The 25649-nt window shown below is 72.1% G+C and carries 18 protein-coding genes and 1 pseudogene; 10 read left to right on the top strand and 9 right to left on the bottom strand.

The window, feature by feature from the left end; genetic code table 11:
- Positions 1–147 precede the first annotated feature (147 nt).
- The 9 genes and pseudogenes from AB0O11_RS24970 to AB0O11_RS24930 form a co-directional block, all read right to left on the bottom strand.
- Positions 148–2202, bottom strand: coding sequence for a PEP/pyruvate-binding domain-containing protein (locus tag AB0O11_RS24970; protein ID WP_363391064.1), 2055 nt, complete (start codon positions 2200–2202; stop codon positions 148–150).
- A 756-nt stretch (positions 2203–2958) separates the two neighbouring features.
- Positions 2959–3081 (bottom strand): annotated as a pseudogene (locus AB0O11_RS24965) (inorganic pyrophosphatase); the annotation flags it as partial.
- A 14-nt stretch (positions 3082–3095) separates the two neighbouring features.
- Positions 3096–3368: a plastocyanin/azurin family copper-binding protein gene (locus AB0O11_RS24960; protein ID WP_363391061.1), complete on the bottom strand. Its 273-nt coding sequence runs from the start codon at positions 3366–3368 to the stop codon at positions 3096–3098.
- A gap of 306 nt (positions 3369–3674) precedes the next feature.
- Positions 3675–4622, bottom strand: coding sequence for a 3-hydroxyacyl-CoA dehydrogenase NAD-binding domain-containing protein (locus AB0O11_RS24955; protein ID WP_363391058.1), 948 nt, complete (start codon positions 4620–4622; stop codon positions 3675–3677).
- 36 nt (positions 4623–4658) lie between these two features.
- Positions 4659–5396: an acetoacetate decarboxylase gene (locus AB0O11_RS24950; protein ID WP_363391055.1), complete on the bottom strand. Its 738-nt coding sequence runs from the start codon at positions 5394–5396 to the stop codon at positions 4659–4661.
- 49 nt (positions 5397–5445) lie between these two features.
- Complete coding sequence (locus AB0O11_RS24945) at positions 5446–6225, bottom strand: crotonase/enoyl-CoA hydratase family protein (protein WP_363391052.1); 780 nt, start codon at positions 6223–6225, stop codon at positions 5446–5448.
- Between the two features lie 52 nt (positions 6226–6277).
- Entirely contained in the window at positions 6278–7495 is a 1218-nt protein-coding gene (locus tag AB0O11_RS24940; RefSeq protein ID WP_363391049.1) for a CoA transferase, read from the bottom strand.
- A 112-nt stretch (positions 7496–7607) separates the two neighbouring features.
- Entirely contained in the window at positions 7608–8900 is a 1293-nt protein-coding gene (locus AB0O11_RS24935; protein ID WP_363391046.1) for an acyl-CoA dehydrogenase family protein, read from the bottom strand.
- A 227-nt stretch (positions 8901–9127) separates the two neighbouring features.
- A complete protein-coding gene (locus tag AB0O11_RS24930) occupies positions 9128–9862 on the bottom strand; it encodes a hypothetical protein (protein WP_363391044.1) in 735 nt (244 codons plus the stop codon).
- 778 nt (positions 9863–10640) lie between these two features.
- Between AB0O11_RS24930 and AB0O11_RS24925 the strand changes: the two genes are divergently transcribed.
- From AB0O11_RS24925 to AB0O11_RS24880, 10 genes are all read left to right on the top strand, one after another.
- Complete coding sequence (locus tag AB0O11_RS24925; RefSeq protein WP_363391041.1) at positions 10641–10796, top strand: hypothetical protein; 156 nt, start codon at positions 10641–10643, stop codon at positions 10794–10796.
- 1304 nt (positions 10797–12100) lie between these two features.
- Positions 12101–12931 (top strand): BTAD domain-containing putative transcriptional regulator, encoded by an 831-nt coding sequence (locus tag AB0O11_RS24920; RefSeq protein ID WP_363391038.1) that lies wholly within the window; start codon positions 12101–12103, stop codon positions 12929–12931.
- A gap of 69 nt (positions 12932–13000) precedes the next feature.
- Positions 13001–13636, top strand: coding sequence for an NAD(P)H-dependent oxidoreductase (locus AB0O11_RS24915; protein WP_363391035.1), 636 nt, complete (start codon positions 13001–13003; stop codon positions 13634–13636).
- A gap of 190 nt (positions 13637–13826) precedes the next feature.
- A complete protein-coding gene (locus tag AB0O11_RS24910) occupies positions 13827–14057 on the top strand; it encodes an ammosamide/lymphostin RiPP family protein (protein WP_363391032.1) in 231 nt (76 codons plus the stop codon).
- 14 nt (positions 14058–14071) lie between these two features.
- Positions 14072–15859, top strand: a complete 1788-nt coding sequence (locus AB0O11_RS24905) for a hypothetical protein (RefSeq protein ID WP_363391029.1) — start codon at positions 14072–14074, stop codon at positions 15857–15859.
- 4 nt (positions 15860–15863) lie between these two features.
- Positions 15864–18326 (top strand): lantibiotic dehydratase, encoded by a 2463-nt coding sequence (locus AB0O11_RS24900; RefSeq protein ID WP_363391026.1) that lies wholly within the window; start codon positions 15864–15866, stop codon positions 18324–18326.
- Complete coding sequence (locus AB0O11_RS24895; RefSeq protein WP_363391023.1) at positions 18323–20629, top strand: lantibiotic dehydratase; 2307 nt, start codon at positions 18323–18325, stop codon at positions 20627–20629. The genes AB0O11_RS24900 and AB0O11_RS24895 overlap by 4 nt, the downstream gene beginning before the upstream one ends.
- 8 nt (positions 20630–20637) lie before the next feature.
- Positions 20638–22122 carry a hypothetical protein gene (locus AB0O11_RS24890; RefSeq protein ID WP_363391020.1) on the top strand — a complete coding sequence of 495 codons (1485 nt, stop codon included), beginning with the start codon at positions 20638–20640 and terminating at the stop codon, positions 22120–22122.
- Positions 22119–24386: a lantibiotic dehydratase gene (locus AB0O11_RS24885; protein ID WP_363391017.1), complete on the top strand. Its 2268-nt coding sequence runs from the start codon at positions 22119–22121 to the stop codon at positions 24384–24386. The genes AB0O11_RS24890 and AB0O11_RS24885 overlap by 4 nt, the downstream gene beginning before the upstream one ends.
- Positions 24383–25648, top strand: a complete 1266-nt coding sequence (locus tag AB0O11_RS24880) for a metallopeptidase TldD-related protein (protein ID WP_363391014.1) — start codon at positions 24383–24385, stop codon at positions 25646–25648. The genes AB0O11_RS24885 and AB0O11_RS24880 overlap by 4 nt, the downstream gene beginning before the upstream one ends.
- The last annotated feature ends 1 nt before the right edge of the window (position 25649 follow it).

The raw sequence follows: 25649 nt of genomic DNA, 5'->3' as shown, positions 1-25649 counted from the left end.
GCGGCTCGCGGGACGGCAGGATCGCAGGATCGCGCGAGCCACCTCGCGTCGGCTCGTGACGCGCTCAACACGTGACGGCTCGTGACGCGCTCGGCTCGTGACGCGCTCGGCTCGTGACGCGTCGGCCCGTGCGGCGCTCGGGCCGCGTCAGCCGGCGGTGTGGAAGGGGCGCAGCTGCAGCAGGCTGATCCGGTCGCCCTCGATCGCCCACTCGATGTCGATCGGGGTTCCGTACGTCTCGTCAGGTGAGAAGTGCGACTGCAACAGTCTGCTGACCAGTGCCAGCCGCCGCAAGAGATCCTTGGTCCCGGCGTCCAGGTCGGCGGCGGTGCCCAGCGAGACCGTCCTGCTTCCGCCCTCCATGGTGTTGCACAGGTACTGGAGCGGCGCGCCCCGGCCGGAGACCACGTCGGTCACCGAGCGCGGCGAGATGTTGAGGTAGACGTTGCGGAAGTCCTGCGGGCTCAGCGGGTTGCAGGTGACCAGGACGCCGCCGACGGTGGCTCCGACCTGCTCCTGGACGATCACGCCCATCCGGCAGTGGTCCAGGGGGATGCCCGCCTGGCGCCGCAGCAGCACCGCCCGTGGCGAGAACAGCGAGGCCCAGACCTCCCGGACCGCATCGAGGACCGCGCCCGTGCCGCTGACGTGCGCCACCGATTCGTAGAGTCCGGCGGCGGAGAAGCCGGGCAGGTCCTCTGCGTTGGAGGAACTGCGGACGACCTGGACGGAGGCACCGTACAGGTGCCGGTCGATCGCCCGGTCGATCTCGGTGCGGATCGGGTCGGGCAGCGGGGCGCTGCGGATCAGCCGCTGCACTTCGAGGCAGAGTTCCTCGATCCGCGGCGTCCCCTCCCGGAGCGAAGCCTCTCCACGGTGCGAAGTCCCCTTCCGGAGAGCGGAGTCCAGCCGGTCGACGGCGCCTCGGAGCTCCGCCGACGAGTCGAGCAAGCGCTGCTGGAGGGAGAACGGCAGCACGATCCCGCGCGGCACCTGGGCGTTCTCCTTCACCAGGAGCTGCGCGGCGGCGTTCAGCTCGGCCTCGTCCGCGTCCTCCGGGAGGCCGAGTCGCCGGGCCAGGTAGCGCAGCAGGTTGTCCCGGGGCGGCCGGGGCACCTGGTAGAAACCGAGCCAACGGGCTGAGCCGTGCTGCAGCAGGTTGGTGAGTTCACCGAGGTTCGCGGCCTTGGTGCCGAACCGGACGTGGTCCCCCGCGCGCAGTTCGGACAGCGGGGTGACCGGCGTGGGCGCGAGGTCGGGCCGGTCCACCGCGATGCGATCGGCCGGCGGGGTCGGCCGGACTCCCCCGTGGCCGCCCGGCCGAGCGGCTTCGAGGAGGAAGTCCCCGCCGTCTGCTTCGACCCGGTAGTCCACCCACTGGCCGGCCAGCCCGGCACGGTCGATCCGGTCCGCGGCTCCGATGCCGACGGCGTTGGGGATCCGCCATCCGGCGGCCATCACGTTGATGTGGGAGAGCGGCGTGGTGTGCTCGGTGTGAATGATGCCGGACACCCGGGGGATGTCCTCGGGCACCCGGGGCATCACCACGATGTCGTGCCACTCCAACGGCTCGGGGTCGGCTCGGTACTCCTCCTCCGAGCGGAACACCCGCAGCCGTCCGTGGGCCGTCCCGGGGTTCAGCGGCACGAACGAGGCCGCGGAATAGAGCTCATGGGACAGGACGCGCGGTATCTCGCTCTCCGGGATGCCGGCGAGGTAGCCCTCCTGCCGGTGGCCGGCCGGTTTGAGGACCAGCCGCAGCGACGGGTCGATGTGCTCGCGCACCCGGTGGTAGAAGAAGCGCAGCATGTCCCGGGACATGGTGTCGACGTCGACCGTTTCCAGGGACAGGAAGGTGTCGGCCTCGCGGCCGCTCTCCGCGGCGCGGCGGGTGTGGCGGGCGAGCGTGCCGAGATAGAAGCGACGGTCGGGATCCCGGTAGATGTAGTCGTTGAACGAGTCGAGCCCCCGAGCGAGTTCGTCGATCGACATGCCGAGGATCTCGCACGCGATGTATCGGACGTGGAGGGTGCCGTCGGCACTGTCGATGAAGTGGAGCAGCGACTCGTCGCGGTCGAGCACGATCTTTACATAGGGATAGCCGCCTACCTGGCCGGCGAGCCTGGAGAACTCCTCAAGGGTGAGTTTTTCGCCTAAGAGACGGGGCCGCGTGGTCGCGTCGTTGCGATCCGAACGGGTCATGCGCACAGTTCAGCCATTCGTCATCGTGTACACGATCAGTACACCTGGTGCAGAAGGGTCGGGTACGACCACGCCCACAGTGCCACTCAGTACGAACGTTTGACGAATGATCATGTCACATCAGGCCATCATGGATCGATTCGGCCATAAGAATCCCGTCAAGGAAACCACGACGCCGCATCAAGCTGTGCCAAAGGTCACATCAAGGGCCGGGCCGACACCTGACAGGTAATCGAGGATATCCGGAAGTGTTGATTCCTGTACGATCTCAGGCGGGCGAGTGCCCGCTTCACCCGACGCCCGGCCGCCCCGGCAAACGAACGACGGCAAGGTCCCGCGGTGGCTGCACCACCAGGTGGCGCCGGTTGCCGGGCGGCGAGGAGGGCGACTGCGCCGACGGTCCGACGGGCAATGACGGCTGCCCCGGGAACGGCCGAGCGGAGCACGGTTCCCATCGACCTCACACCGCGCGGAATCCCGTTCGCCCGACTTCGGCTTCTGCTTCGACGATCACGCGTTCGTTGCTCTGGACAGCATTCCGAATATCGGCTTCAACGCCGTCGCGCGGATACGGAGGGGGGTTCGTCCAGGAGTATTCCGCCAGCGGGTTCCACAAGAATTCCCGCGCCACTTGCAGCCTTGGGCAACATATGCTCGTGGACAACCGGGGGGCAGGAAGTGGAAGTAGAGCGGATCAGTAGCTGCGGCATGTGGCGTTTCCACGCGCCTCGGCCACCTCTCAGCAGCAGCTGCCTCTCAGCGTGAGCTGCCGCCCGCGCGGGCGCGGGGAGCTCCGATCTCGGCGTACGCCTTGGCCTTGTCCTCCCAGTGCGAGCCCTCGACCGACTTCCCGGGTTCGAGGTCCTTGTAGACCTCGAAGCCTTCGCCACGATCTACTGCACCACGACCGTGCCGTGCATGTAGGGGTGGATCGAGCAGATGTACGCGTACGTCCCGGGCGTGGTGAAGGTGTAGCTGTACGAGGCGCCTTGGCTCAGCAGGCCGGAGCCGAGCGGGCCGGAACCGCTGCTGGTCACCGTGTGCGAGTCGGTGTCGCTGTTGGTCCAGGTGACAGTGGTGCCCGTGCTGACCGTGAGTGTGCTGGGCGAGAAGGCGTAGTTCGCTATGGTGACTTGCTGTGATCCGGCGGCCGGGGCCTTGGGCACGGCTGTCAGGACCGTCTGCGACACCGCGGACGCGGCCGCACCGTGCGATTGTGCGGCCACTGGGCCCCCGGCGCCGAGCGCGCCGAGTCCCGCGGCGACCGCAGCGGCCACCAGGGACCTCGCGACCCGACGGCGCGCATTGTCGTTGCTCGTGGTATTCCTGCGTGATATCTCAGTCATGATGCCCACCCGACGTGTGTTGGCTTTACGCAGGGCTCCTTCAGCGTATCCCCCGCGCCGCCGGATGGGCATCTCAGCAGGTTGACTGCTCACGACAACCTCGGCCGCCTGCGCGACGACACCGACTCATTCGCCGAGGGCGCGCATGACCTTGATCTGCGCCTTGTCCCGTTCGGTCTGCAGCTCCTCGAAGCTCGCGCCGAAGTGGGCCTGCTCGGACAGCAACTTCACTGTCTCATCATCGAGTTGGGGAGTTCCGAGGTCACGCCACTTGGCCTCCAGGGCGGGGCCGAGATGCTGGAAGAAGGCAGGCAGGCCCCCGGGGCCGCCGCCGAGGTGGAAGCTGCGGAACGGGCCGGCGACCGCCCACCGCAGGCCGATCGAGGAGGTGACGATGTCGTCGAGCTCCTGCTCGGTCACCACGCCCTCGACGACGAGGTTGATCGCCTCACGGAAGAGCGCGGACTGCAGCCGGTTGGCGACGAAGCCGGGTACCTCCTTGCGCAGCACGAGCGGCTTCTTGCCGAGCGCCGTGTAGAAGTCGACGGCGCGCCGCACGGTCTCCGGATCGGTCTGCTCGCCCCCGACGACCTCCACCAGCGGGACGAGGTGCGGGGGGTTGAAGGGATGGCCGATGACGAGCCGTCCGGGGTGCTCCAGCGCCTCGGCGATGTCGGTGACGCGGATGCCGGACGTGGAGCTGGCCAGCAGTGCGCCGGCGGGAGCGGCCTTCTCGATGCGGCTGAACAGGTCCCGTTTGACGTCCAGGCGTTCGGGGCCGTTCTCCTGGACGACGTCCGCGTTCGCGACCGCCTGTTCGAGATTGACCTCGAAGCGCAGCTTGCGGTCCAAACCGTCGGTGGGCAGGCCGAGTTCGCGCAGGACGGGGACGGCCTCGTCCAGCTGGGCGCGCACCTGCTTCGCCACGTCGGGGGCCGGGTCACTGATGGTGACGGCCAGCCCCTTGGCGAGGAACAGAGCGGTCCACGAGGCACCGATGACGCCCGCCCCGACGACCGTGACGTTCTGCCAGGGCCCCGGAGCGGAGCTGGGGACAGTGGAGGTTTCGTTCATGATTGTTCCTCAATTGTCTGACTCCATAGGGGAGTTTCACCGGGCCAGGTAGTCGTGGACGACCTCGGGGGACGGCAGGGTGAGGTCGGTCAGGATGTGGCTCGCGGAGAGGACCTCCAGGACCGGGAGGTCCGCCATGGGTGCCAGGGCGTGCGGGGAGAGCTGAAGCCGGGCGGGGCCGGTCCAGGCCCCCTTGACGGTGATGTCCTCGATCCGGAACCGGACCAGTTCGCAGATGCGCGGCTCGCCGGTGTATCCGGGGAGCTTCTTCACCATGAAGGTGGGGGCGCAGATCTCCTCGCGCGCCCGGTCCTCGTCGAGCGGAACGTGCTTGTACCCCATGGTGGCGGTGGCGACCCGCAGTGATCCGTAGTCGAGGGTGCCGATCAGGGTGTCGGAGTCGACCATCAGCCGCGGCGCACCGAGCTTCTTGGGGTAGGCGCTCACCTCCCGGCCGCTGGCGATGGCCGGCAGGCTGTCCACGTACATCGCGAGGACGTACTCGCCGCGCTCACCCTCGTACTCCACCGAGAGCACCTGGCCGGACTCCGCGTAGTCGCCCAGCCCCGTGGTGTCGGGCATCCGCATGACCTCGAAGCGCACCGTCGGGTCGGCGACCCGCAGGGGCTGCGGGACGAGGCGTTCCAGCACCTGCGGGTCGGTGCGGTAGGTGATGGTGAGGTACTCGCGGTCGGTGAAGCGGTACGGGCCCTCGGGGTAGGCCGGAGCGTCCAGGGGGGTGGTGAGCCGTTGCGTCACATCCTGGGAACGCATGTGACCACGTCCTCTCGTGTCGGGGCCGGGGCCAGGGCCGGGGCGCGGGTCAGCGGCCCTGCCAGTGCGGTGGGCGCTTCTCGGCGAAGGCGCGGGCTCCTTCCTGCGCGTCGTGGGAGGCGAGTACGGGGGTGACGAACCGGTCCTGGTCGCGCAGGGCGTCCGTGTCGCGGAAGGCCGTGCGCTCATTGATGACGCGTTTGACGGCCGTGACGGCGAGCGGGGCGTTCTGCGCGACGTGGTGGGCGAGCTCCAGGGCCCGGGTGAGGGCCTGGCCCGGCTCGGTGAGGTGGTTGACGAGGCCGAGCCGCTCGGCGCGTTCGGCGGGCAGCGGATCACCGGTGAGCAGCAGCTCCAGGGCGATGTTGCGGGGGATGCGCTCGGGCAGGCGCACCATGCCCCCTTCGGCGGGCACGATGCCGTAGTGGACCTCGGTCTGGCCGAAGGTGGCGTTCCGGGCGGCCACGATCATGTCGCAGGCGAGGGCCATCTCGGTGCCGCCGCCCAGTGCGTAGCCCTCGACGGCGGCGATGAGCGGGGTCCTGATCTCGATGTGGGTGATGCCCCCGAAGCCCCGCCCTTCGATGACGGGTGTGTCTCCTCGCGCGAAGGCCTTGAGATCCATGCCCGCGCTGAAGACACCGTTCGCTCCGGTGAGGACGCCGGCCAACAGGTCGTCACGTGCCTCGAGTTCGTCGACGGCGGCGGCCAGCGCACGCGCGGTGGCTCCGTCGACGGCATTGCGGGCCTGCGGCCGGTCGATGGTGATCACGAAGACGCCGTCGCGTTCCTCGGTGCGCACCGCCGGGGTGTCCGTGGCTTCGGTCATGATGCCGGTTCCCTTCTCTCTCTTCCCTGCGTCGTCCTCGGCGGGCCCGTCCTCAGCCGACCACCTCCGCCGCGCGCAGCTCCGCGATCGCGGCGGCGTCGTAGCCGAGGTCACGCAGCACCGCGTCGGTGTGTTCGCCCAGGTCGGGGGCGGGGCGCGGCGGGACCTTCCGTTCCTGGTCCAGCCGTACGGGGCTGTCGATCGTCAGGTGCGGCTCGGCGCTGCCGTCCTCGACGGGGACGACGATCCGGTTGGCGGTCAGCTGGGGATCGCGGGCGAACTCGTCGATCGTCTGGGCGACTCCGTAGGTGAGGCCGGAGGCGTCGAGCAGCTCGCGCCATTCGGCGAGCGTCCGGGTGGCGAAGGTCCTGTCGAGCAGTGCGGCGATCTCGGCCGCGTGGGCGCGCCGGCTCGGGGTGTCGGCGTAGTCCGGGTTCTGCGCGGCCTCGGGGTGGCCGATGGCGTGGAGGAACAGCGGGACCTGCTTGTCCTCGTTGACGAAGGCCAGCAGCAGCCAGCGGTCGTCCGCCGTGCGGTAGGCGCTGGCGAGCGCGTTCGGCGGGTCGGTCCGGTCGGCCGGGCGGGGGGCCTCGCCCCCGAGGAGTGCGGCCTGCAGCCAGACGCCCGCCGCCCACGCGCCCTCGGCGATCAGCGACGCCGAGACGCGCGCCCCCCGGCCGGTCCTCTCCCGCCGGTACAGGGCGGTCATGATCCCGGCGTACAGGGTGACCGCCGTCGGGTGGTCGCCGGAGCCGAACGCCGGCATCCCGGGTGCGTCGCCGCGCTGACGGGTGTAGTCCATCAGGCCGCTGCGTGCCCAGTACGCGGTCGCGTCGAACCCGGGCAGGTGCGCCTCCGGGCCTTCCTCGCCGAAGCCGGTGACATCGGCGTAGACCAGCCGCGGATTGAGGGGGGCGAGGTCGTCGTAGTCCAGGCCCAGCTTGGTGCGGGTATGCGTCGGGAAGTTGGTCACCAGCACGTCGGCCCACTTCACCAGGCGTTCCAGCACGGGCTTGGCGCCGGGTGACTTGAGGTCGAGGGCGATGCCGCGTTTGTTGCGGTTGTCCAGCTGCCAGGGGTAGTTGACCCCGTCGACGTGGGGGTTGGGAGGCATGCGGCTGAACGCGCGGTAGGCGTCGCCGGTTCGGGGTGGTTCCACCTTGACGACGTCGGCGCCGTAGTCGCCGAGCATCGTGGCCGCGGCGGGACCGGCGATGAAACTGGCGACGTCGACGACGTGCAGTCCCTCCAGCAGGGGCGTGTCCGCCATGACAGGTCCTTCTTCTCGGCAGGGGCCGCGCGGTGCCGGGGGCAGGAGTGCCGGGGGCAGGAGTGCCAGGGACCGCCCCGACCGGCCGGGGCGTCGGCGCGCGGGCGCTGGGTCAGTGGTGGGCCGGCGCCGGCGGCGCGGGTGCGAAGGCGTTGTATCCGGTGATGTCGCGGCCGACGATCAGCGCCTGCACGGTGTCGGTGCCCTCGTAGGTGTCGATGGCCTCGATGTCGCACAGGTGCCGGGCCACGTGGTAGTCGAGGACGATCCCGTTGCCGCCGAGCAGGTCGCGGGCGTCGGAGAGGATGGCCCTCGCGCGTTCGGTGAAGTGCATCTTGGCCAGCGCGACCCGCGGCATCGAGTACTTGCCCTCGTCCATCAGCTGGGCGAGCCGGACGTTCATGCACACCATGTCGGTGATGTCCGCCAGCATCCGCGCCAGCCGGTACTGGACGAGCTGGAAGGAGGCCAGCGGCATCCCGAACTGCTTGCGTTCCTTGGCGTACGCCAGGGCGGTCTCGTAGCCCGCGATGGCCGCACCCACCGACTCCCAGGCGACGCAGTACCGCGAGGCGAGCAGGACCTTCTCGGTGTCCCGGAAGGTGTGGGCGTTCTCCAGCCTGTTCGCGGCCGGCACCCGGACGTCCTTCAGGGAGATCTGCGCGTTCTGCACGCAGCGCAGGGCCGTCTTGCCGGTGATCGCCTGCGCGTCGAACCCGGGCGTGCCCTTCTCGACGACGTAGCCGCCGACGTGCCCGTCCTCGCCGCGGGCCCAGATGATCACGTAGTCGGCGAAGGTGGCGTTGCCGATCCACCGCTTGTACCCGTTGAGCACGTAGGAGTCGCCGTCCCGGCGGGCTTCCGTCTGGAGCTTGACCACGTCGGTGCCGTGCGCGGGCTCGGTCAGGCCGAAGGCACCGATCTTCTCCAGCCGCGCCATCGCGGGAAGGAACCGCTGCTTCTGCTCCTCCGAGCCCAGCATCGCGATCGAGGTCATGGCCAGGGCCGAGTGGACGCCCATGAACGTGGACATGCTCAGGTCGCCGCGAGCCAGCTCCATGATCACGATCCCGGCCGTCACGTTGTTCATCCCCGGACAGCCGTAGCCGGGAATCTGGAAGCCCGCGATCCCCAGCTCGGCCAGCTTGGGCACCAGCATGTGCGGGAACTCGGCGCGCTCCCAGTACGGGTTGATGACCGGAGCGACCTCCCGGTCCATGAACTCCCGGACCCGACGCCTCAGTTGCTGCTGCTCCCCGGTGAGGAGCTCCCCGAGCAGGTAGTAGTCGGACTGCTCGGGCCCTCCCAGCACCGGCGGCTGCACCACCTGGCCGTTCCCGGCCGCGCCCACGGCGCCCAGTTCGCCCTCTCCCATGCCTGGTGTCGAGCCCTGCGTCGCACTCATGTGCTGGATTCCTTCCGGACCGCGGAGATCGGAATGCGTCTGACCGCGTCCGTACGGACGGCGCTGGAAGCCGACCGCAAGGCGGATGTCAGGCGCACGGCACCAACTGTGGTGGAAATCGGTGCTCGCAGCCCGTTCTGTTCGGCTATGCGTGCGGTGACCTTCCGTTGTCGGCCGGCGCGCCGAAGGACCGGGGAGCGGCCGGGGAGGCGCTCACGGGTGGAATCTCACTGGTGGGCGCTGATCTCACCGCCGGCGGTGAGCACCATGTACACGCCGTTGGCGACGCCGCCGTCGTCGTGCTGGTTCGCCTCCAGCGTGCCTTCCACCGCGTTCTCGTTGCCGAGGATCTGCGCGCGGTAGTGGAGTTCGCCGACCTTCGTGACCTTGGCCGTCCAGCCGCCCGCGAGCTTGAAGGTACCGGGGCCCTGGTGCCCGCCGCCCATCCAGGAGTGGACCTGGCCGTCGAGCGTCAGCGTGACGAACATGTCGTTGGCGTCGAGTCCGGCGTCGCTCTCGCCGGTCTCCAGCGTGGCCAGGACCTGACCGTCGTGGACGATCCTGGCGAGGTAGTGCTGGTTGCCGAGGTCGTGGATCTCGGCCGTGCTGCCGTCCACCAGGGGCTGAGTGCGGACCGGCGACTTGTCCTTGCCCGTGGTGGCCGGTGCGGCGGTGCTCTGCGCGGTGGGCTTGGCGGCCGGTGCGGTGGTGCGGCTCGTGGCGGGCGCGGTGGCGGGCGCGGTGGCGGGTGCGGTGGCGGGTGCGGTGGCGGCCGTCGTCGTGGGCGGGGCGGCCGGGGTGGTGGCACCCTGCACGGCGGGCGTGGTGGCCGGTGCGGCGGTGCTCTGCGCGGTGGGCGTGGAGCTGCAGGCGGTTGCGGCGGACACCAGCAGAGCGGTGGTCAGGACGGTGCCGGCCAGCGTGCGGACGGTGGTGGCGCGGCGGTTCGTCATGAGGGGCATGCGGGTTCTCCCGAGCGAAGTGCGGTGAGGGCGCACGTTGCCCGTTCCCTCGCGTGCGGGGACCGGGCGGCGGTGGCGCGGCGTGCACGATCGAAGGTAGTGCGAACGTTCGACGGAACCGGACGTTCCGTGTCACCGGTTTGTCACGCCCTTCGCGGGCCCCGGACCCGGGGCGCGGCGACGTAACGCGCCCGGTCCCGGCCGAGTTCGCCGTGCCGGGACCGATCGAGACAGGAAGTGGAACCCGGAGCAGAGTGGTCCCGGGAGTTGTTCAGGACGAGGCGTCCGGGTCGGGTCCTGGGCGGTGAGGGTGATGTCGGTGGGGGTGACCGGCCACCATGCCCCGGCCGGCCTCGACTCGGCCGGCCCGCCGTAAACGCTCGTGGCGCTCACGTGCGGGCGGCGGCCCACTCCGATCGCGGAGCCGGTTCGCGGTCCCGCCGCGGCCTCACGCCCCGCTCCAGCGCACTATGGGCCGACCCGCCTTGTCGGCCTCTTCGGGTACGCGCCCGCCGTCCGTGGGGTGACGATCGCCCGCACGGCGGCCGGGCGGCCGTCGGCCAGGGCGCCGGCATGCCGAAGGAGCCGGGGCGAGGTGCCTCGGCGAAGCCAGATCACTGACGCGCCATCAGTTCTGCTTCCCTCCTGGGACATTATCCGTGCACTGACGTACAACCTCCCGGCCCGCGCCACCGTAGCGTCACTGCCAGTCCCGGACCCTGGCGCACCCGCAGTCGGCGACAGCCCAACGGTCCACTTCCCCGAGAGGAGAACTGCGTTGTCACAGACCATGCTTGACGATGAGACCTTCGCCGCGATCGAGGCGGCGGAGCGCCTGCTGGACGGCGAGCGGCCCGCGGAGCCGAGCACGCCGTCGTCCTGCGCGGACCAGCGTCTCGCCGCCGTGGGCGACTGGAACTTCAACTTCTGCTGATCGGCGCCCCTGCCCGCACTCGCCCGGCACCTCGCCCGGGCGGGTGCGGGACTCCCCCTGCGCCGCCGTGGTCGGGCCCGCCGGAGCGCCGGCAGGCCCGACCACGGCGTAGGCGGTACCGGAGGCGTGCCGTTCGAACGGGGGCCGCTCCGGCATGCGGGTACCGGCGCAGCCCGGCAAGGCTTCCTTCTCCGGGTGCTGCACGGAACGTGAGAAGCGACGGTCGGTCCTTCGCGCCGCAGGATCCTGCGAGGACGAACGACAGCCGGCTCCGGTTCGGCTTTCGGGGCGCCGTAGTTCGTCCACCCGGTGAGCCGAAAACGGGTGAACGCCGGGGCCGAGTCCTCTGTTCATCACTTGTTTATTCGCAGCAGCCAGAGTCATTCCTGATCTTCCTGACTCGGGCGGCCGGACGGTGCCTGGCAGGCAACTCTGGAGAACGTACATCATGCTGCGCACGCTACTTGGAGCCCTGGTCGCCGCCGTTGCGGCGACCGCCGGGCTCACGCTCGCCACCCCGCCCCGGGCCTTCGCCGCCATCGCCACGGCGTGGAATGCGTCAGCGGAATCAGCGCACCGATCGTGCGCACACCGACCCTGGTGCGGTGACCGGCGGCGCCCCCTCGGAATCGACTTCGTGAAGCCGCCGATCGACGAGGCCGGGAAGAGCGCCGAATTCCGCCGAAACCGGGCCGAGTTCCTTGCGGGCCCGTCCAGGAAGCCGCGACATCTCACCATGGGTGAGTACACCATCGGCACCTTCCGGTGGGGCAAGGGCCTCCAGGAGAGCATCCTGCAGAAGTCCCACCGCTTCGGCCCCCTCCGGTAGGGGCGCTCCGAGGACGAGGCGCTGCACGACGGCACGTCGCCGACTCCCACGGCCAGGCGGGGAGCGACGACGGCGGGGCGGATCGCCGGCCGGACCGCAGCGGTGTCGACCACCGGCCGGCCCGGTCGAGCACGACCGGGGCAGCGGCAATCGCCGGGCCGTCGTGTCACGCCCGAGGCAGCGCACCGACACGATGCCGATCGGGTCGACTCGCGCGCGTGGAGAGCCGCGAACCGGCTTCCGAAGCCCTCCGCCGACTCCCGGACCGAACGGAAGACCCCGCCCCTGGCCGGCTTCCTGTCCGGCATCGCCCAAACGGCCACGACGTTCTCGTACGTCTACACATATAGGGCGAGTGGCCTTGACCCCGGTCGTACCGCCGGTCGACCGGACTGCCTCCGCCTCAGGCCTGAACCGGCCGACCGCGCCAGCGCGTTCGCATCCCGTTGCCCCCACGAAGGAGGAGGGTTTCCACATGACCGAGATTTCCACACTTGCCGTCGTACGCTGCCTCGGCGGCTTTTCACTGGACTTGAGGGGACTCCCGGTCAGACGCTGGCGCGCCGGCAAGGCCCGCACACTGTTCCTCTACCTCCTCATCAACCGGGGCCGTTCGGTCGACCGCGACGAACTGCACGCCGCGCTGTGGCCCGACCGCACCCGGTCGGCGGGGTCGAGCTCCCTCAAGGTCGCCAAGCACGCGGTGCAGCAGATACTCAGCGGGCAGCGAGCCGCGGGAGAACAGCCGGCCGCGGAGATCGTCTGCGGCGGGTACGGGTACTCCCTCAAACTCCACGACGCCTGGCTGGACTTCGAGGAGCTCGAACGGCTGTGCAACGAAGGACACCGTGCGGCGGCCCGCAGTGACCCGCACACGGCCGCGGAGTACTACCGCAGCGCCCTCGATCTCCACACCGGGGACTTCCTGCCCGGTGAGACCGCCGACTGGGTCAGGGAACAGCGGGACTGGGTGCGGTCGCTCGCCCTGGGAGCCGCCGACTTCCTCCTCCAGGAAGCGCTGGACCGGGGCGAGCTCGCGGAGGTCATCGACATATGCCGCCGCACGCTGGACATCGACCCGTACCAGGAGGACGTCTACCGGACCCTGATCCAAGTGCACGGCGAGCTGGGCCAGTTAGGGCAGGCCAGGTCCTGGTACAAGCTGTGCTGCGCCCGGATGTCGGACGGTCTGGACATCGATGTCAGCCCTGACACCGATCGGCTCCTGGAGCGGGTCCTGCGCGCCCAGGACGCGCCCGCCCGGATTGCGGCCCAGACCTCCGGCCAACGCATAACCAGCACATAACCAGCGCATAACCAGTGCATAACCGCCCTGCCTAGACTCCGAAATCCGCGACCGGTCAAGGAGGTTGGTATGGTCGTTCTGGAGACGAACCAGGGTTCCTTTCCCTTGGTGGAGAATCCCGGTGTCGGCGCCTCAGGCGATGCCCGGCCCCTGATCGTCGGCATCGGGGGCACCGTCCGCTCCGGTTCCTCGACGGAACGGGCGGTCCGGGCGGTGCTCGCGGCCTCCGCGACGGCGGGCGCCCGGACCCTGCTGCTGGGTGCCGATGAACTTCAACTGCCGCTCTACGCCCCGGGGGAGTCACTGCGCACCCCGGCGGCCCGGCGGCTGATCGAGGCCGTCGCCCTCGCCGACGGCCTGGTGATCGGCACGCCCGCCTACCACGGGGGTGTGTCCGGTCTGGTGAAGAACGCCCTCGACTACCTGGAGGACCTGCGTGAGGACGCGCGTCCCTATCTGCACGGCCGTGCCGTCGGCTGTGTCGTCACCGCACGCGGGACGCAGGCCGCTTCGACGCTGGCGGGGCTCCGCTCCGTCGTGCACGCCCTGAGGGGCTGGCCCACTCCCCTGGGAGTGGCCATCAACACGGAGAGCGTCACCCTGGCATCCGACGGCAGCAACGGCGACCCGCATCTCACCGCTCAACTGGCCACCGTCGGACGGCAAGTGGTCGAGTTCGCCCGGATGCGCACGCCGGTCGGCTGAGCCCTCGCCCCGGCGTCGTCCCGGCCTCCTGCCGGCGTCGACCGGGACTGCCGTGGGCCGCGCCGTCGGCTCCGCCGACCGCAGCCCTCCCCGTACGTCCGCCGCCACGATCCCGCACACCCCTTTGGTTCCGGCTGCCCTGACACCGGATCCTCCGCATCCGCATTCCCATGTCCGACCGTGATTCCGAATGGAGCGCGCCATGGAAGACACCGCGAAGTCCACAGAGCCCGAGGAGACCGCCGAGGCTCTCGCCCCCGAGGCGGAGATCCCCGAGGCGGAGGCCGCTGAGGCGGAGACCGCCGAGGACACCGAACTGGACGCGCTGGACGAGCTGGACGACGTCGACTTCGACCTCGACGAGGTCGAGAACAAGATCGCGCCGCTCGCCCTCGCCACCACCGAGCCCTCGCGATGGTGACGCGGGTGGCCGCGGTGGGCCGCACATCCACCGACTCCGTCCTGGTCGACGTGAACACCGGCCCGGCCGCCTCGTACACGGGACTGCGGGCGGGCATCAGCGCCCTGCGCACGGAGGGCGCCGACTTCACCGGGCTCGCGGCCCGGCATCCGTCGGAATGGGCGGAGCTCTTTCCCGCCGAGACCGCACCCGGCACCGCGCCGCTGGAGGAGATCGCGCTCGCGCCCTCCGAGCGGCGGCTGCACCGGGAGAGCGAGCAGGTCTACCGCGTGCTGACGGTGGCCGCCACCGCCCTCTGCGCGGGCAGCGCGCAGCTGGGCCGGCCCCTGCTGTTCAGGGGGATGGGCGGCACCGATCTGTCCTCGCTGCGCGGCTTCATGCGGGCCTTCGAGCACGCGCAGCTCGTCAAGGGCGCCGAGCTGCTGCTGGACTCGCCGACCTCCGTGCGTGAGCCGCTCGGCCGGTACGCCGACTACCGCAGGGAGCGGGTGCGGTGCCTGCGCCGCATGGGGCTGCCGGTCACCGAGGACGACCTGGTCCCGGACCTGGGCACGGCGGCCGACTCCGGATTCGTGCCGGTGTCCGAGGAAGGCGAACTGTTCCTGCGGGCGAGGGACGCCGAGAGCTCCGCCGTGGACCGGGTGGCCGCCGCACTGGCCTACTGCCGCAGGGCGTTCTTCTCCGCGAACTGGGAGGGCATGGCGGTCGTCGCCGACGAGGCGATCGGGCTGCTCGCCGGTATCCCCGAGTCGGAAGTACCCGGGCTGCTCGCCAGGGCGGAGCGCGAGGAAGAACTCGTCCACGCCATCGAGTTCGAGACGGCGATCCTGCGCGGCACCGCCGACGTACGCGGTTTCCTGCTCAAGGTGCTCGGCATCCAGGCGGGTTTCCGCGGGGACCAGGACACGGCCATCGCCTGCTTCCGGGCCATCCGGGAGGACGCCGCCGGCCTCTCCCCGGAGCTGCGGGCCCAGTCGCACCTGTACTCCGCGCTCACCCTGTCCAAGCGCAAGAACCGGCTGGCGGAGGCCGTCGCCGAGGTGGAGCAGGGCTTCGAGGTCGTCGCGGAACGCCCGGGCGAGACCGAGAGCGTGCGCCGCGAGCGCGGCTGGCTGCACAATCTGCGCGGGCTGACCCTGTTCGCGGAACGGCGGCTCGGGGCGGCCTTCGAGCACGAGAAACAGGCGCTGGCCTGCATGGCGGGTCTGACCGACGCCAGTGCCGCGCATCTGCGGATCAACCTGTACTCGAACATCAGCGTGCTCCAGGAGAAGGCGGGCAAGCACGCCTCGGCGCTGGCGACCTGGGAGAAGTTCAAGCAGGCCACCGGCTCGTCGAACGCGGGCTTCCGCAAGCACCACGCGTACCGCAGCGCCGGGCTGCGGCTGCTCGTCGGCGAGCGGGACGCCGCCCTGGAGGACCTGGACACCACGCTGGTGAACGCGGCCGAGCTGGGTGACCTCTTCCACGAGACCGAGGTGCGTCTCGAACTGGGCATGCTGCACGCCTCCGGCGGTGACGCGACGACGGGCGCCGAGCAGTACGAGCGCGCCGAGTCCGCGGCCCGGCTGCTGGGCGATCCGTACCGCATCGCGCTGGCCCAGGCGGGTCGGGTGATGACGACCGGCTCCGTCGCCGCGGCCGGCTCGGTGGCGGCCATGGCACCGCTGAGCCTCACCCGTCCCGGTGAGGCGGACGCCCTCGCCAAGGCCGTCGCCGAAGGCGCCGACCTGCAAGGGCTGCTGCCCAGGCCGCGGACCAAGCTCAACCGCCCGTTCGACCTGATCAACTTTCAGGACTGAGGCCATGACGGACCAAGCGACCCAAGGGGAGACGGAACAGCGGGCGCAGTGGCAGCTCTACGATCGACTGCTGCTGCGGAGGGCTGGCTTCGGCATCGACCTGCTGACCGCTCTCGGTGACGGGCCGGCGGCTGCCGCGGCCGCGGAGTACCGGGAGGCGGTGGCGCGGTTCGAGCAGGGCCGCGCCCGGCTCCAGGAGGCGATCGCCAAGTCCGTCACCGGCGCCGACCGCGAGCGGGACCGGGCCGAACTGCGCGAACTGTCGAAGCTGCGCGGCCGGGTGGGCCGCAGACTGCCCGTGGAGCACGACCCGCGCGGCGGCGACGTGGCCTCGGCGATCGACGGCTACCGCGCGGCGCACTCCGCTCGGCAGCAGGTGGGTGAGCGACTGTCCGCCGCCCTCGGTGAGGAGGTGCTGCGGCGGCCGGAGCGGGTCCGCGACCTGCTCCGCGACGAGCGGGTGTGCGACGCCCTGCTCCAGCTGTCGCCGTCCTTCCACACCGAGGCGGTGCGCTGGGTCGACGGCTGGCACCAGCAGGACAGCGCGACGGGCCGCAACCGCGCCAAGGACCGGTCCTTCTACCGCCGTGTCTACCTGTACGGCCAGCGGCTCGGCGCGAAGAACGAGACGACCAGCTTCTTCGGCCCGCTGGTGCACGGCCGGGTCGACCGCGGGGCCGAGGGCACCGTCCTCGGCCCCGAGACGGACTCCGGCTACCACGTCCTGGAGGCGCAGACCGCGTTCTGGGCGGTGTGCGAGCTGGCCAAGCTCATCGGTACGGACCCACAGGTACGGGACCGCCCGCCCGTGGCCTGGCTGCCGTCCTGCCGCCGGGCACCGGGCGGGGCGCCGGGGTCGGGGACGATCCAGTCCGCCGACGGCCGCCGGATCACGCTGTCCGGGGTGCGGTGGCAACTCGCCGAGGCCGTCGACGGGCGGCGTTCCACCGTCGAACTGGCGGCGCTGGCAGGACTCGACCTCGCGGAGACGCGCCGGGTACTGGACCGGCTGCGGCAGGCGGGGGCCGTCCGGCTCTGGCCCGAGCCGCCGTCCACGGCGGCGCGACCGCTGGACTCGCTGGTCTCCTGGGCCGACCGCTACGCGGAGGGCACCGCCTGGCCGGTACGGCTGCGGGAACTGCGCGATCTGGGTGACGCCTACGCGGCGGCCGATGGCCACCGCGCCCGGGCGGCCGCGCTGGAACGCGTCGAGGAGTGCTTCACCCGGCTCACCGAGGTCGACGCGCGCCGCGCCGGCGGCCGGATGTACGCGGACCGGCTGGTGGTGTCCCTCGACGCCAAGGGCGACCAGAGCCCGGTGGTGATCGGCGGCGACGTGGCCGGGCGCTGGGAGTCCGAGCTCAGCCCGGTGCTGGACGTGGCCGCTCGCTACGGCGAGCTCCAGCAGCAGGCGGCGGCCGAGCTGTGCGCGGAGATCATGCTCGCGGCGGGCGGCGACGCCATGCCGTACGACGAGCTGATCCGCCGGATGCGCGCCTCGGTGGAGGAGGGCGGTCTGGACCGGCTCGCGGGACCATTGATCGGGTTCAAACGGGACTACGCGGCGCTGGTGGAGACCGCCGTGCAGGGTCAGGAGGCCCGGCTCTCCCCCGCCGAGCTCGCGGGGTTCGCGCCCGGGCCCGGCCGGCACCGGTTCGTCAGCCCGGATCTGATGCTGGAGAGCCGGGAGGACGGCGGCGAGCTGCTGGTGCTGGGCGAGCTGCACCCGTACGTCTTCGCCTGGGGTTCGCAGGGGCTGTTCTGCGACGAGCAGGACCGGATGCTGGACGACTTCGCGGCGGGTCTCGAACCGTGGGGCGGCCCCGAGCGGCTGGCCACGGTGATCCGCCGCAGGCGCCACAAGGGCCTGGTGGCCGACTGGTTCCCGGGCCGCTTCATCGAGATCACCTCGGTGGCCACCGACGACCGGGAGCGGACCGTGCCGCTGACCGATCTGACCGTCGTCCTGGTGGACGGCACGCCCCGGCTGCGCACCCCGGACGGTGAACTGACCCTGTACGCCGGCGAGGACGACCACGTGCACCTGCGGGCCTTCGCCGCCCCCGGCGTGGGGCTGCCGCTGGTGCGGATCGGGGACTTCGCGCCGAGGATCGTGGTCGGGGACCTGCTGGTGCAGCGGGCCCGCTGGTGGTTCGACCGGGCCGACCTGGGGGTCGACGCGGCGCGCGACCCCGCCGCCGCCTTCCTCGCCGTCCAGTCGCTGCGGGCCCGGCACGGGGTGCCCCGGTTCTGCTTCGCCTCCCTTCCGCACGAGCCGAAGCCGGTCGGGATCGACCTGGACAGTCCGCTGGCCGTCGACGCCCTGGTGGCGATGGTGCTGGCCGGTGACAGTGCGGCCGTGTCGCTGGCCGAGATGAGGCCGGCGCCGGACGCGCTGTGGCTGCGCCACGGCGGGGCCCCCGTGACCTCGGAGTTCCGGATCGCCATGAAGAGGGCGGCGTCATGACACCCCAATCCGCCCGCTCTCCGCAGAAGCCGGCGTCGCGGCGGCACGGCTGGGAGCTGCTGCCCACGGTCGTCCTGCGCAGCGCCGGGTTCCCCTGGCAGATGGTCGAGCGACTGGCCTGTGAACGGACCCGTCTGCTCCTCGCGGAGCTGTTCGCCCTGGAGGCCCGGTCGGCCGACGTGGCGTCACGGCTGAACCCGACGGGGCGGCTGTCCCGGGGCCAGCAGGCCAAGTTGCGCGGTCTGCGGCCGCTGCCCGCGTCGGACAACCTCCCCGCCGACTGGCTGGCCGAGTGGAACGCCGCGGCGCAGCAGGTGACCGCAGTGCGGGAGCGGCTCACCGCAACCGTCGAGACCGACACGGCAGCGGTCGACGAGGCGCTCGCCGCCATCCGCACCGATCCGCGGGTCAACGACGCCATCGTCTGCTCGTCGCCCGCCGTCCACCGTGATCTCGCACGGGGTGCGGGCGGCGGCCGGATCCGGCGCCAACTCGCCTCCTACGCACAGCGGCTGGCGTCCAAGAGCGAGACGATGAGCTTCTTCGGGCCCATCAACTACGGCAGACTCAGCCCTGACTCCGACGCTGCCACGGCGCTGGACTGGGAGGGCCACGCCGCGATCCGGGTCCGCCAGGCGCACACCGCGGCCCGGGTCAACGACGCCGTGCAGGAACTGCTGCTGGGCGATCCGGCGCTGGCCGAGCAGCTGGCACCGGTGCGCAAGACGGTGACGGGCACGCCCCGCGGTACGGGCGTCGGCGCGGCGCTGCTGCGGGAGGCCGACGGCGTACGGACGGTGGCCCGGATCGCGTCCGGGTGCGGTGCCGGCGTCCCGGAGGCGGTGGCCGCGTTCGCGGCGGCCGTGGCGAAGGGGACGCTGACGCACACCCTGTGCCCGCCGGCAACCGTGGTCGACCCGCTGCGCTGGACCCTGGAACGCATCGACGCCTCGGACACCGAGACGGCCGCCCGCGCGGCCGGGGTGCGGGCCCTGCTGGTGAAGGTGCTCGATCTGCTCGACGGCTACCCGTCGGCGCCGCCCGGGCGGAAACTGACCATCCAGGCCGAACTGGAGTCGCTGCTGCCCGTCACCGACCGCTCGGCGGAACGCGGCCGCTTCTACAACGACCGGGTCGTCATCCACGAGGCCGCCGTCGGCACGGCCGGGCTGGAGGTCCGCGGACCGCTGGCCCGCGACATGTGCGACGCCGTCGCGCCGGTGCTCGACCTGCTGGCCCACGAGGCCGAGGCGACCCGCGTACGCACCAACCGGGCGGTCGCGGCCCGGCTGGGAACGGGAAGGATCCCGCTGCTGCGGGCGCTGCGGGAGTGCGCGGACCTCGCCATCGAGACGGGCGGAGCGCTCGGCGCCGAGCTGAGCCGGGTGATCGAGGCCGAAGGCGCGGACCGGGCCGAACTCGACGTGGCGGGGCTGCTCGCCGCACCGCCACCGCCCGCCGCCCCGGTGCTGTGCTCCATCGACGTCCTGATCGCGGCTCCCGACCTGGCCGGATACGAGCCGGGGGCGACCCCGCTCGTACTCGGCGACATCCACGACGCGGCACTGCTCACCCCGTGGGCGCTGCAGTTCCATCCGGACTCCGCGGCGCTGCTCGCCGAGCGGGACGCCGGGGTGCGCAGGGCACTGGGCGACCAGGTGGCCGTCAATGTGATCTCGCGCCGTACGACCGGGCTGCCGCCGCTGGAATTCCCCGGCGTGGTGCTCGAACTGGGCGGCAAGGCCGGCGCGGACCGGGAGCGGATCGGCCTGGACCAGCTGTGGCTGGAGAGCGATGGTGAACGGGTCGTCCTGCGCGGCGACACCCACCCCGGCCGGAGCCTGCTGTTCCACAACGGCGAGCTCGACACCGCCGTGCACACCGCGCTGGCGCTGCCCCGGATCCGCCGCCCGGTGCTGCCGGACCTGCCGCACGTGCCGCGGCTGCGCTGGGGCAACGTGGTGTTCTCGCGGCGGCGCTGGGCGCTGCCGAGCGCGGCGGTGCTGGAGGCGCAGAGCAGCCGGCGGGAGGCCGAACGGCTGCTCGCGTCGGCCCGGCTGGTCCGGGAACGGGGCCTGCCCGACCGCTTCTTCGTGAAGTCACCGGCCGAACGCAAACCGGTGTACGTGGACACCGCGAGCCCCGAGCTGCTCAAGGGCATGGCCCGGCTGGCGGGCACGGCGGAACAGCTCCTGGTGTCCGAGGCGCTGCCCGCACCCGAGGACGCCTGGCTGCGGGACGGGGAGCTGCGCTTCGCCTCCGAGCTGCGCTGTGTGTATCTGCGGGGCGGTGGTGAGCGGTGATGCGCCGGGTGGTGCTCCCTCCTCTGTTCGATCCGGGTCTGGAACCGGAGCTCGGGCCGGACGACGAACTGATCGATGTGAACGCGCACTTCATCGCACGCCTCGCGGGCGCCGGGACACTCGCCGCACTGGCCGACGACTACGCCCTCGGCAGGCGCGGCGGGAGCGACCCCGCGGAGAACCGGGCCAAGGCGCTGTTCGCGCAGGCCGCCGCGCGGGTCACCGCGCAGGCCGCCGAGCGGGTCACCGCACGGGGCGGCCGTGCCGCGGGCCGGCTGCGGGCCATGGGCATGGCGCTGCGGCTGGCGGGCGAGGCCGATCCGGCACTGCGCCTGGCTGCGGACGACGTGGAACTCGTCGGCGGCACCACCGAGTGCGGGCCCGATGTGGTGCTGGCCGCCGAGCGGACCGAGCTGCTGGGGCCCGAGGCGCTGTGGACCCGTGCGGCTGTCCCGGACGGGCGTGTGCATCTGGTGATCGAGACCGATCAGCAACTCCCGGCGGCTGCGGCGCTCCTGAAGGCGCTCGGCCCTGAAAGGGTCGTGCTCTGCGGGCGTTTCGCCACCACGCACCGGGAGGCGCTGCGCGCGCTCGCCCCGTTCTCGGCGGCGGCGGACTTCGACGACTGGGCTCCGGCCTGGCGGCTGGGCGAGGAGTGGTCGGGGGACGGCACGCCGGTCCGCTGGATCCGCCGCGCGGCCGACTGGCAGGCCGGCGCGCCCTGGGCGGGCTGGCTGGCCCCGGACGAGGCGGCGGCGCTGCCCGCCGAGGCGTGGCGCGAGTGCCGGGGCGCGGCGCTGACCGTGGCGCGGCTGGCGTCCTGGGCCGAGCTGACGGGAGCGGATGGCAGCCGTACCGATCTGCGGCCCGTCCTGGACGCGGCGGACGGGGCACTGCTCCGGGTCGAACTGCTCGTCGGGGCGCCCGGGGTGAGTGCCGAGGAGACCGGCGCCGCGGCGCGGAGCCTGCTGTCCGGGCCGGGCCCCCGGCTCGCGGGGCTCAGCCCGTTCCGGCTGCCGGCGGTCCGTGGCGGTGCGGCACCGCAGGCCTGGGACGGTGTGCCGCTGATCCGGCACACGACCCCGGGGCACGATCTGCCGCGCTGGGACCGGTTCACCGCGCCCGGGACGCTCGACGAAACGGAGCGCACCGCGGCGATCGGCGTGCTCAACGCCGAACTCGGTGCCGTCGCCGATCTGTTCCCCGGCCGGTTCGCCTGCTGCGTGGTCGCCGCACCGGACGGGACTCCGGTGTGGGAGCCGTCGGCCGTCGTCGTGGCCGGGGAGGGGCCCGGCCCGGACGGCCGGGGCCCGGGTTCGTTCGTGGTGAATCTGCGGACGGGAAGCGCGTTCCGGCTGCATCCGAAGCTGACGCCGGTCGTGGAGCGGCTCTCGTCCGGCGACACCGCCGTCCTGGACCGGATCAGCGATGGGGTCCGAAGGAAACTGACCGACCGGCTGGTCCAAGCCGGAGTGATGCGGAGGAGCCAGTGAGCCGACAGTGGCGCATCGGGCGGGAGTTCATCCTGCGCCATGCGGGAATGCCGTTCGACTGGCTGGAGGAGCTGGGCGCGCCCCGATCCCTGCTGGAACTCGCGGACGAGCTGCTCGACCGCGAGCGGACCGTCCTGGAGCTGGTGGAGGAGCGGTTCGACGGGCCCCGCGCCGAGTCGCTGCGGTCCGACGTGCTGCGCGGACGGGTGGGGCAGGTGCCGAGGTCCGGCGGAGCGCGGTGGAGCCCGGCGGTGAGCGCCTGGGCCGACGCCTGGGAACGCTACGCGCTCGCCTGCCGGCAGGCCGACGAGGAGGCCGGCAAGCGGCTGCGGGACCTGCTGGCGGATCCCGGGGTCTCCGAGGCCGTGTTCCTGTCCAACCCGGACGCGTACCGCAACATGCTGCTCCCGCTGCTGGCGTACGAAGGCCCGCTGACCTCGCGCTGGCGCCGGGTGCGCCGGCAGATGTTCACGTACGTGCAGCGGTTCTGCGCGAAGAACGAGACGGTGAGCTTCTTCGGGCCCATGGCGTACGGCGCGGTGGGCGAGGGTGAGGGTGCCGTCCTGCGCGACGACGTGCCCCGCGTCCGCCGGGTGTTCTTCTCGCACTGGGCGGCGCGTGCGCTGGCCACGGCGATCGCCAGGGACCCCAAGATCCTTCCGCATCTCGCGTTCCACTCCACCGGGCGTGGTGACACGGCGCGGGAGCCGCTGCTGCTGCTCGTGGCCCCGGACGGAACGGTGTTCCGCGACGTGGTGCGCGCCGCCGGGCAGCCGGCCCGCGAGGTGGCCAGGACGCTGATGCGGCTGGTGGCCGAGGAGGCCGTCACCATCGGTCTCGGCGGCGGCGACTACGACCTGGAGCCCCTCGCGACCCTGCGGGAACAGCTCTCCGCGCTGCCCGCCTCACCGGCACGCGAGCTGTGGCTCGGTCGGACAGCCGAACTCTCCTCCCTCATCGGCGACTTGGCGAAGGCGCCGCTGGACCGCAAGGCGGCCGCCGTCGCCGCCCTGGAGAACCGGTTCACCGAGTTCACCGGCAGGCCGGCCAGGAGGGGCGCCGGTGCGGCGTACGCCGACCGCGCCGTGTTCTTCGAGGAGTGCGCGTCGCCCTTCGCGCTGACCCTCGGCGCCGGGCTGATCGGTGACTGGGAGCGGCAGCTCGCCCCCGTGATGGAGGTGTGCACCGCGCACGGTCACGCCGCCCAGCGCGCCGCGGCGGCCGCGGTGCGCGACGCCTTCACGGACGGCGCGGCCGGTGGGCAGGACGCCGAACTGGACCTCCTCACGTACGCGACCCGTGCGGCCGCGAGCCGTTCCGACTCGACCAGCACCTTCCAGGCGGCCCACGCGCCGAGCTACGCCGGCGCCGACTGGCGGGCCGAGGTCGAGCGGCTGACCGGCGAGGCCGGGGCGCTGGACGGCGACCGGTACGCGGTCATCGACCTGTGCCCCGCCGCGCCGGACGCCTCCGCGCTCGGCGCCGCCGCCCCGCTCGTACTCTCCCGCGCCCACCACCACCTGCTGGTGCGCAGCTGGCTGGGCACGATGCACCCGGATCCGGACCGGCTCGGCGCGGACGCCGCCGCCTGGACGGCGGCACAGGACGGCGCGGTCGTCGGGCTCGACTTCGGGCGCCGCAACAAGGGCTACTACCGCTTCCCCGGCCGTGAGGTCGCGATGCGCCCGCTGACCTGGACCGACCACGATCAGCCGGAGCTGCTGAAGCCGGAGGACCTCACGGTCCGCATCGGGCCGCACGAGGTCACCCTGCACGATCCGGACGGCAGGACGGTCAGCGCGTACGTCCCGCTGAGCGACTTCGTCAAGTACGCCCCCATCGCCGCCCTTTCGCATCCGCAGGTGCTCCACCCCGCCTTCACCACCGAGGGCGCACAGCCCGAAGTGGCCCTGGGGTCGGTCGTCCTGCAGCGGTCCCGGTGGCAGGTGCCCACCGCGGCGCTCGCGGCACCGGAACCCGAAGCGCGGTTCCTCGCGCTGCGCAGGCTGGCCCGGGACACGGGAACACGTTTCGTCTTCTGCCGCAGCGCCCACGAGCGCAAGCCGTACCTGATCGACCTGGCCTCACCGCTCGCGGCGGACCTGATCAGCCATGTGGCGCGCGGCGCCGAGCAGTTGGGCGTGGAGCGGATGGCGCCGGGACCGGACGAACTGTGGCTGCGCGACAGCGAGGGCCGGCGCTACACCAGCGAGCTGCGGATGCAGATCATCGGCAGGAGCAGCGGCGGGAGCAGCACGCGATGATGCACACCACGCTCTTCGCCGAGCACTCGCTGCGGATGCGGGCCGATGTGCTCCCGGACGGCGCTGTCTCCACCGAGCGGACCTCGGTGCTCGGAATGAGCGTCGAACGGCACCTCGACCGGGGCTTCACCGAACACCGCTTCGCCGACGGCGACGACCTGCTGGCCTCGGGCGCCGTCGGGACGAGCCCGGAGGCTGCCGACGCGCTGCGCGAGGTGCAGGAACGGCCGCTGTTCGAACTGACCTCCGAGCTGCGCGCCGAGCTCGCCTGGATCGCCACCGACACCGGCGCGGAGCTGACCCTGGGTGTGGCCCAGCAGCACGTCGCCGCGGGCAGCGCGGAACGCGTCGCCACCACGGAGCGGATCGTCACGACCCTGGAGACGAGGCTGACCGGTGACGACGGCACCGTCCACTCCCGGTCGCTGCTGTGCCCCCCGGCGGGGTCCGACCCGGACGGGCTGAGGGACGCGGCCGTGCGGACGGCCGATGCGGTGCGCGAACGCCTCGCACTGCCGCTCGCCACCGAACTCCCGGACGGCGCCGACCTCGTCCTGCTGCCCGGCCTCGCCGGGGCGTTCTTCCACGAGATCGTCGGCCACCCGATGGAAGCCGACGTGGTCGCGTCCGGAACGAGCTATCTCGGGGCGCGCGCCGGACAGCGTGTCGCACCCGCGTGGCTGTCGGTGCTCGACGGCGGTGCGCACGACGAACCGGGCTACCGCAGTCCGTTCGACGACCAGGGCACCCCGTGCCGCACCCTGCGGCTGATCGACCGGGGCACGGTGGGGCAGCCGATGACCGACCTCGCGCTCGCCTCCCTGCTCGGCGGCGGCCCCGGCACGGGCCACGGGCGCAGACAGAGCTACCGGCATCCGGCGATCCCCCGGATGACCCACACCGTGGCCCTGATCGAGCCCGCGGCCGAGCCGGAGCCGCCCTCGGGCGACTGGATCGCCCCGTACGGGCTGCGGCTGGACATGATGAACATCGCCTCGGGCGCCTTCGTCTTCCATGCCCCGTTCTCCCTGCTGCACCGCGCCGACGGCAGCACCGCCCGGCTGGGCCCGCTGACGGTGACCGGTGACGGGGCGCGGGTGCTCGCGGGTCTGCGGCCCTACGAGCACCGGGTCGCCGCCTATCTGCGGGCCACCGGGGGCTGCGGAAAGCTGGGGCAGTACCCGGTGCCGGTATCGTTCGCGAACGCCGGGTTCCGGCTGCCGGCCGGACTCGTCGGGCTGCGGGCGGTGGCCCGTGGCTGAG

Origin of the sequence: Kitasatospora sp. NPDC093102 (assembly GCF_040683915.1) — a bacterium.
Classification (GTDB): Bacteria; Actinomycetota; Actinomycetes; order Streptomycetales; family Streptomycetaceae; genus Kitasatospora.
This window is presented reverse-complemented; position numbering and strand designations above follow the sequence as displayed.

Coding starts and splice junctions, on each gene's coding strand:
- AB0O11_RS24895 (WP_363391023.1), top strand. CDS start 18,323: ATGACACCCCAATCCGCCCGCTCTCCGCAGAAGCCGGCGTCGCGGCGG.
- AB0O11_RS24920 (WP_363391038.1), top strand. CDS start 12,101: ATGACCGAGATTTCCACACTTGCCGTCGTACGCTGCCTCGGCGGCTTT.
- AB0O11_RS24935 (WP_363391046.1), bottom strand. CDS start 8,900: ATGAGTGCGACGCAGGGCTCGACACCAGGCATGGGAGAGGGCGAACTG.
- AB0O11_RS24945 (WP_363391052.1), bottom strand. CDS start 6,225: ATGACCGAAGCCACGGACACCCCGGCGGTGCGCACCGAGGAACGCGAC.
- AB0O11_RS24880 (WP_363391014.1), top strand. CDS start 24,383: ATGATGCACACCACGCTCTTCGCCGAGCACTCGCTGCGGATGCGGGCC.
- AB0O11_RS24950 (WP_363391055.1), bottom strand. CDS start 5,396: ATGCGTTCCCAGGATGTGACGCAACGGCTCACCACCCCCCTGGACGCT.
- AB0O11_RS24930 (WP_363391044.1), bottom strand. CDS start 9,862: ATGCCCCTCATGACGAACCGCCGCGCCACCACCGTCCGCACGCTGGCC.
- AB0O11_RS24940 (WP_363391049.1), bottom strand. CDS start 7,495: ATGGCGGACACGCCCCTGCTGGAGGGACTGCACGTCGTCGACGTCGCC.
- AB0O11_RS24900 (WP_363391026.1), top strand. CDS start 15,864: ATGACGGACCAAGCGACCCAAGGGGAGACGGAACAGCGGGCGCAGTGG.
- AB0O11_RS24910 (WP_363391032.1), top strand. CDS start 13,827: ATGGAGCGCGCCATGGAAGACACCGCGAAGTCCACAGAGCCCGAGGAG.
- AB0O11_RS24970 (WP_363391064.1), bottom strand. CDS start 2,202: ATGACCCGTTCGGATCGCAACGACGCGACCACGCGGCCCCGTCTCTTA.
- AB0O11_RS24915 (WP_363391035.1), top strand. CDS start 13,001: ATGGTCGTTCTGGAGACGAACCAGGGTTCCTTTCCCTTGGTGGAGAAT.
- AB0O11_RS24955 (WP_363391058.1), bottom strand. CDS start 4,622: ATGAACGAAACCTCCACTGTCCCCAGCTCCGCTCCGGGGCCCTGGCAG.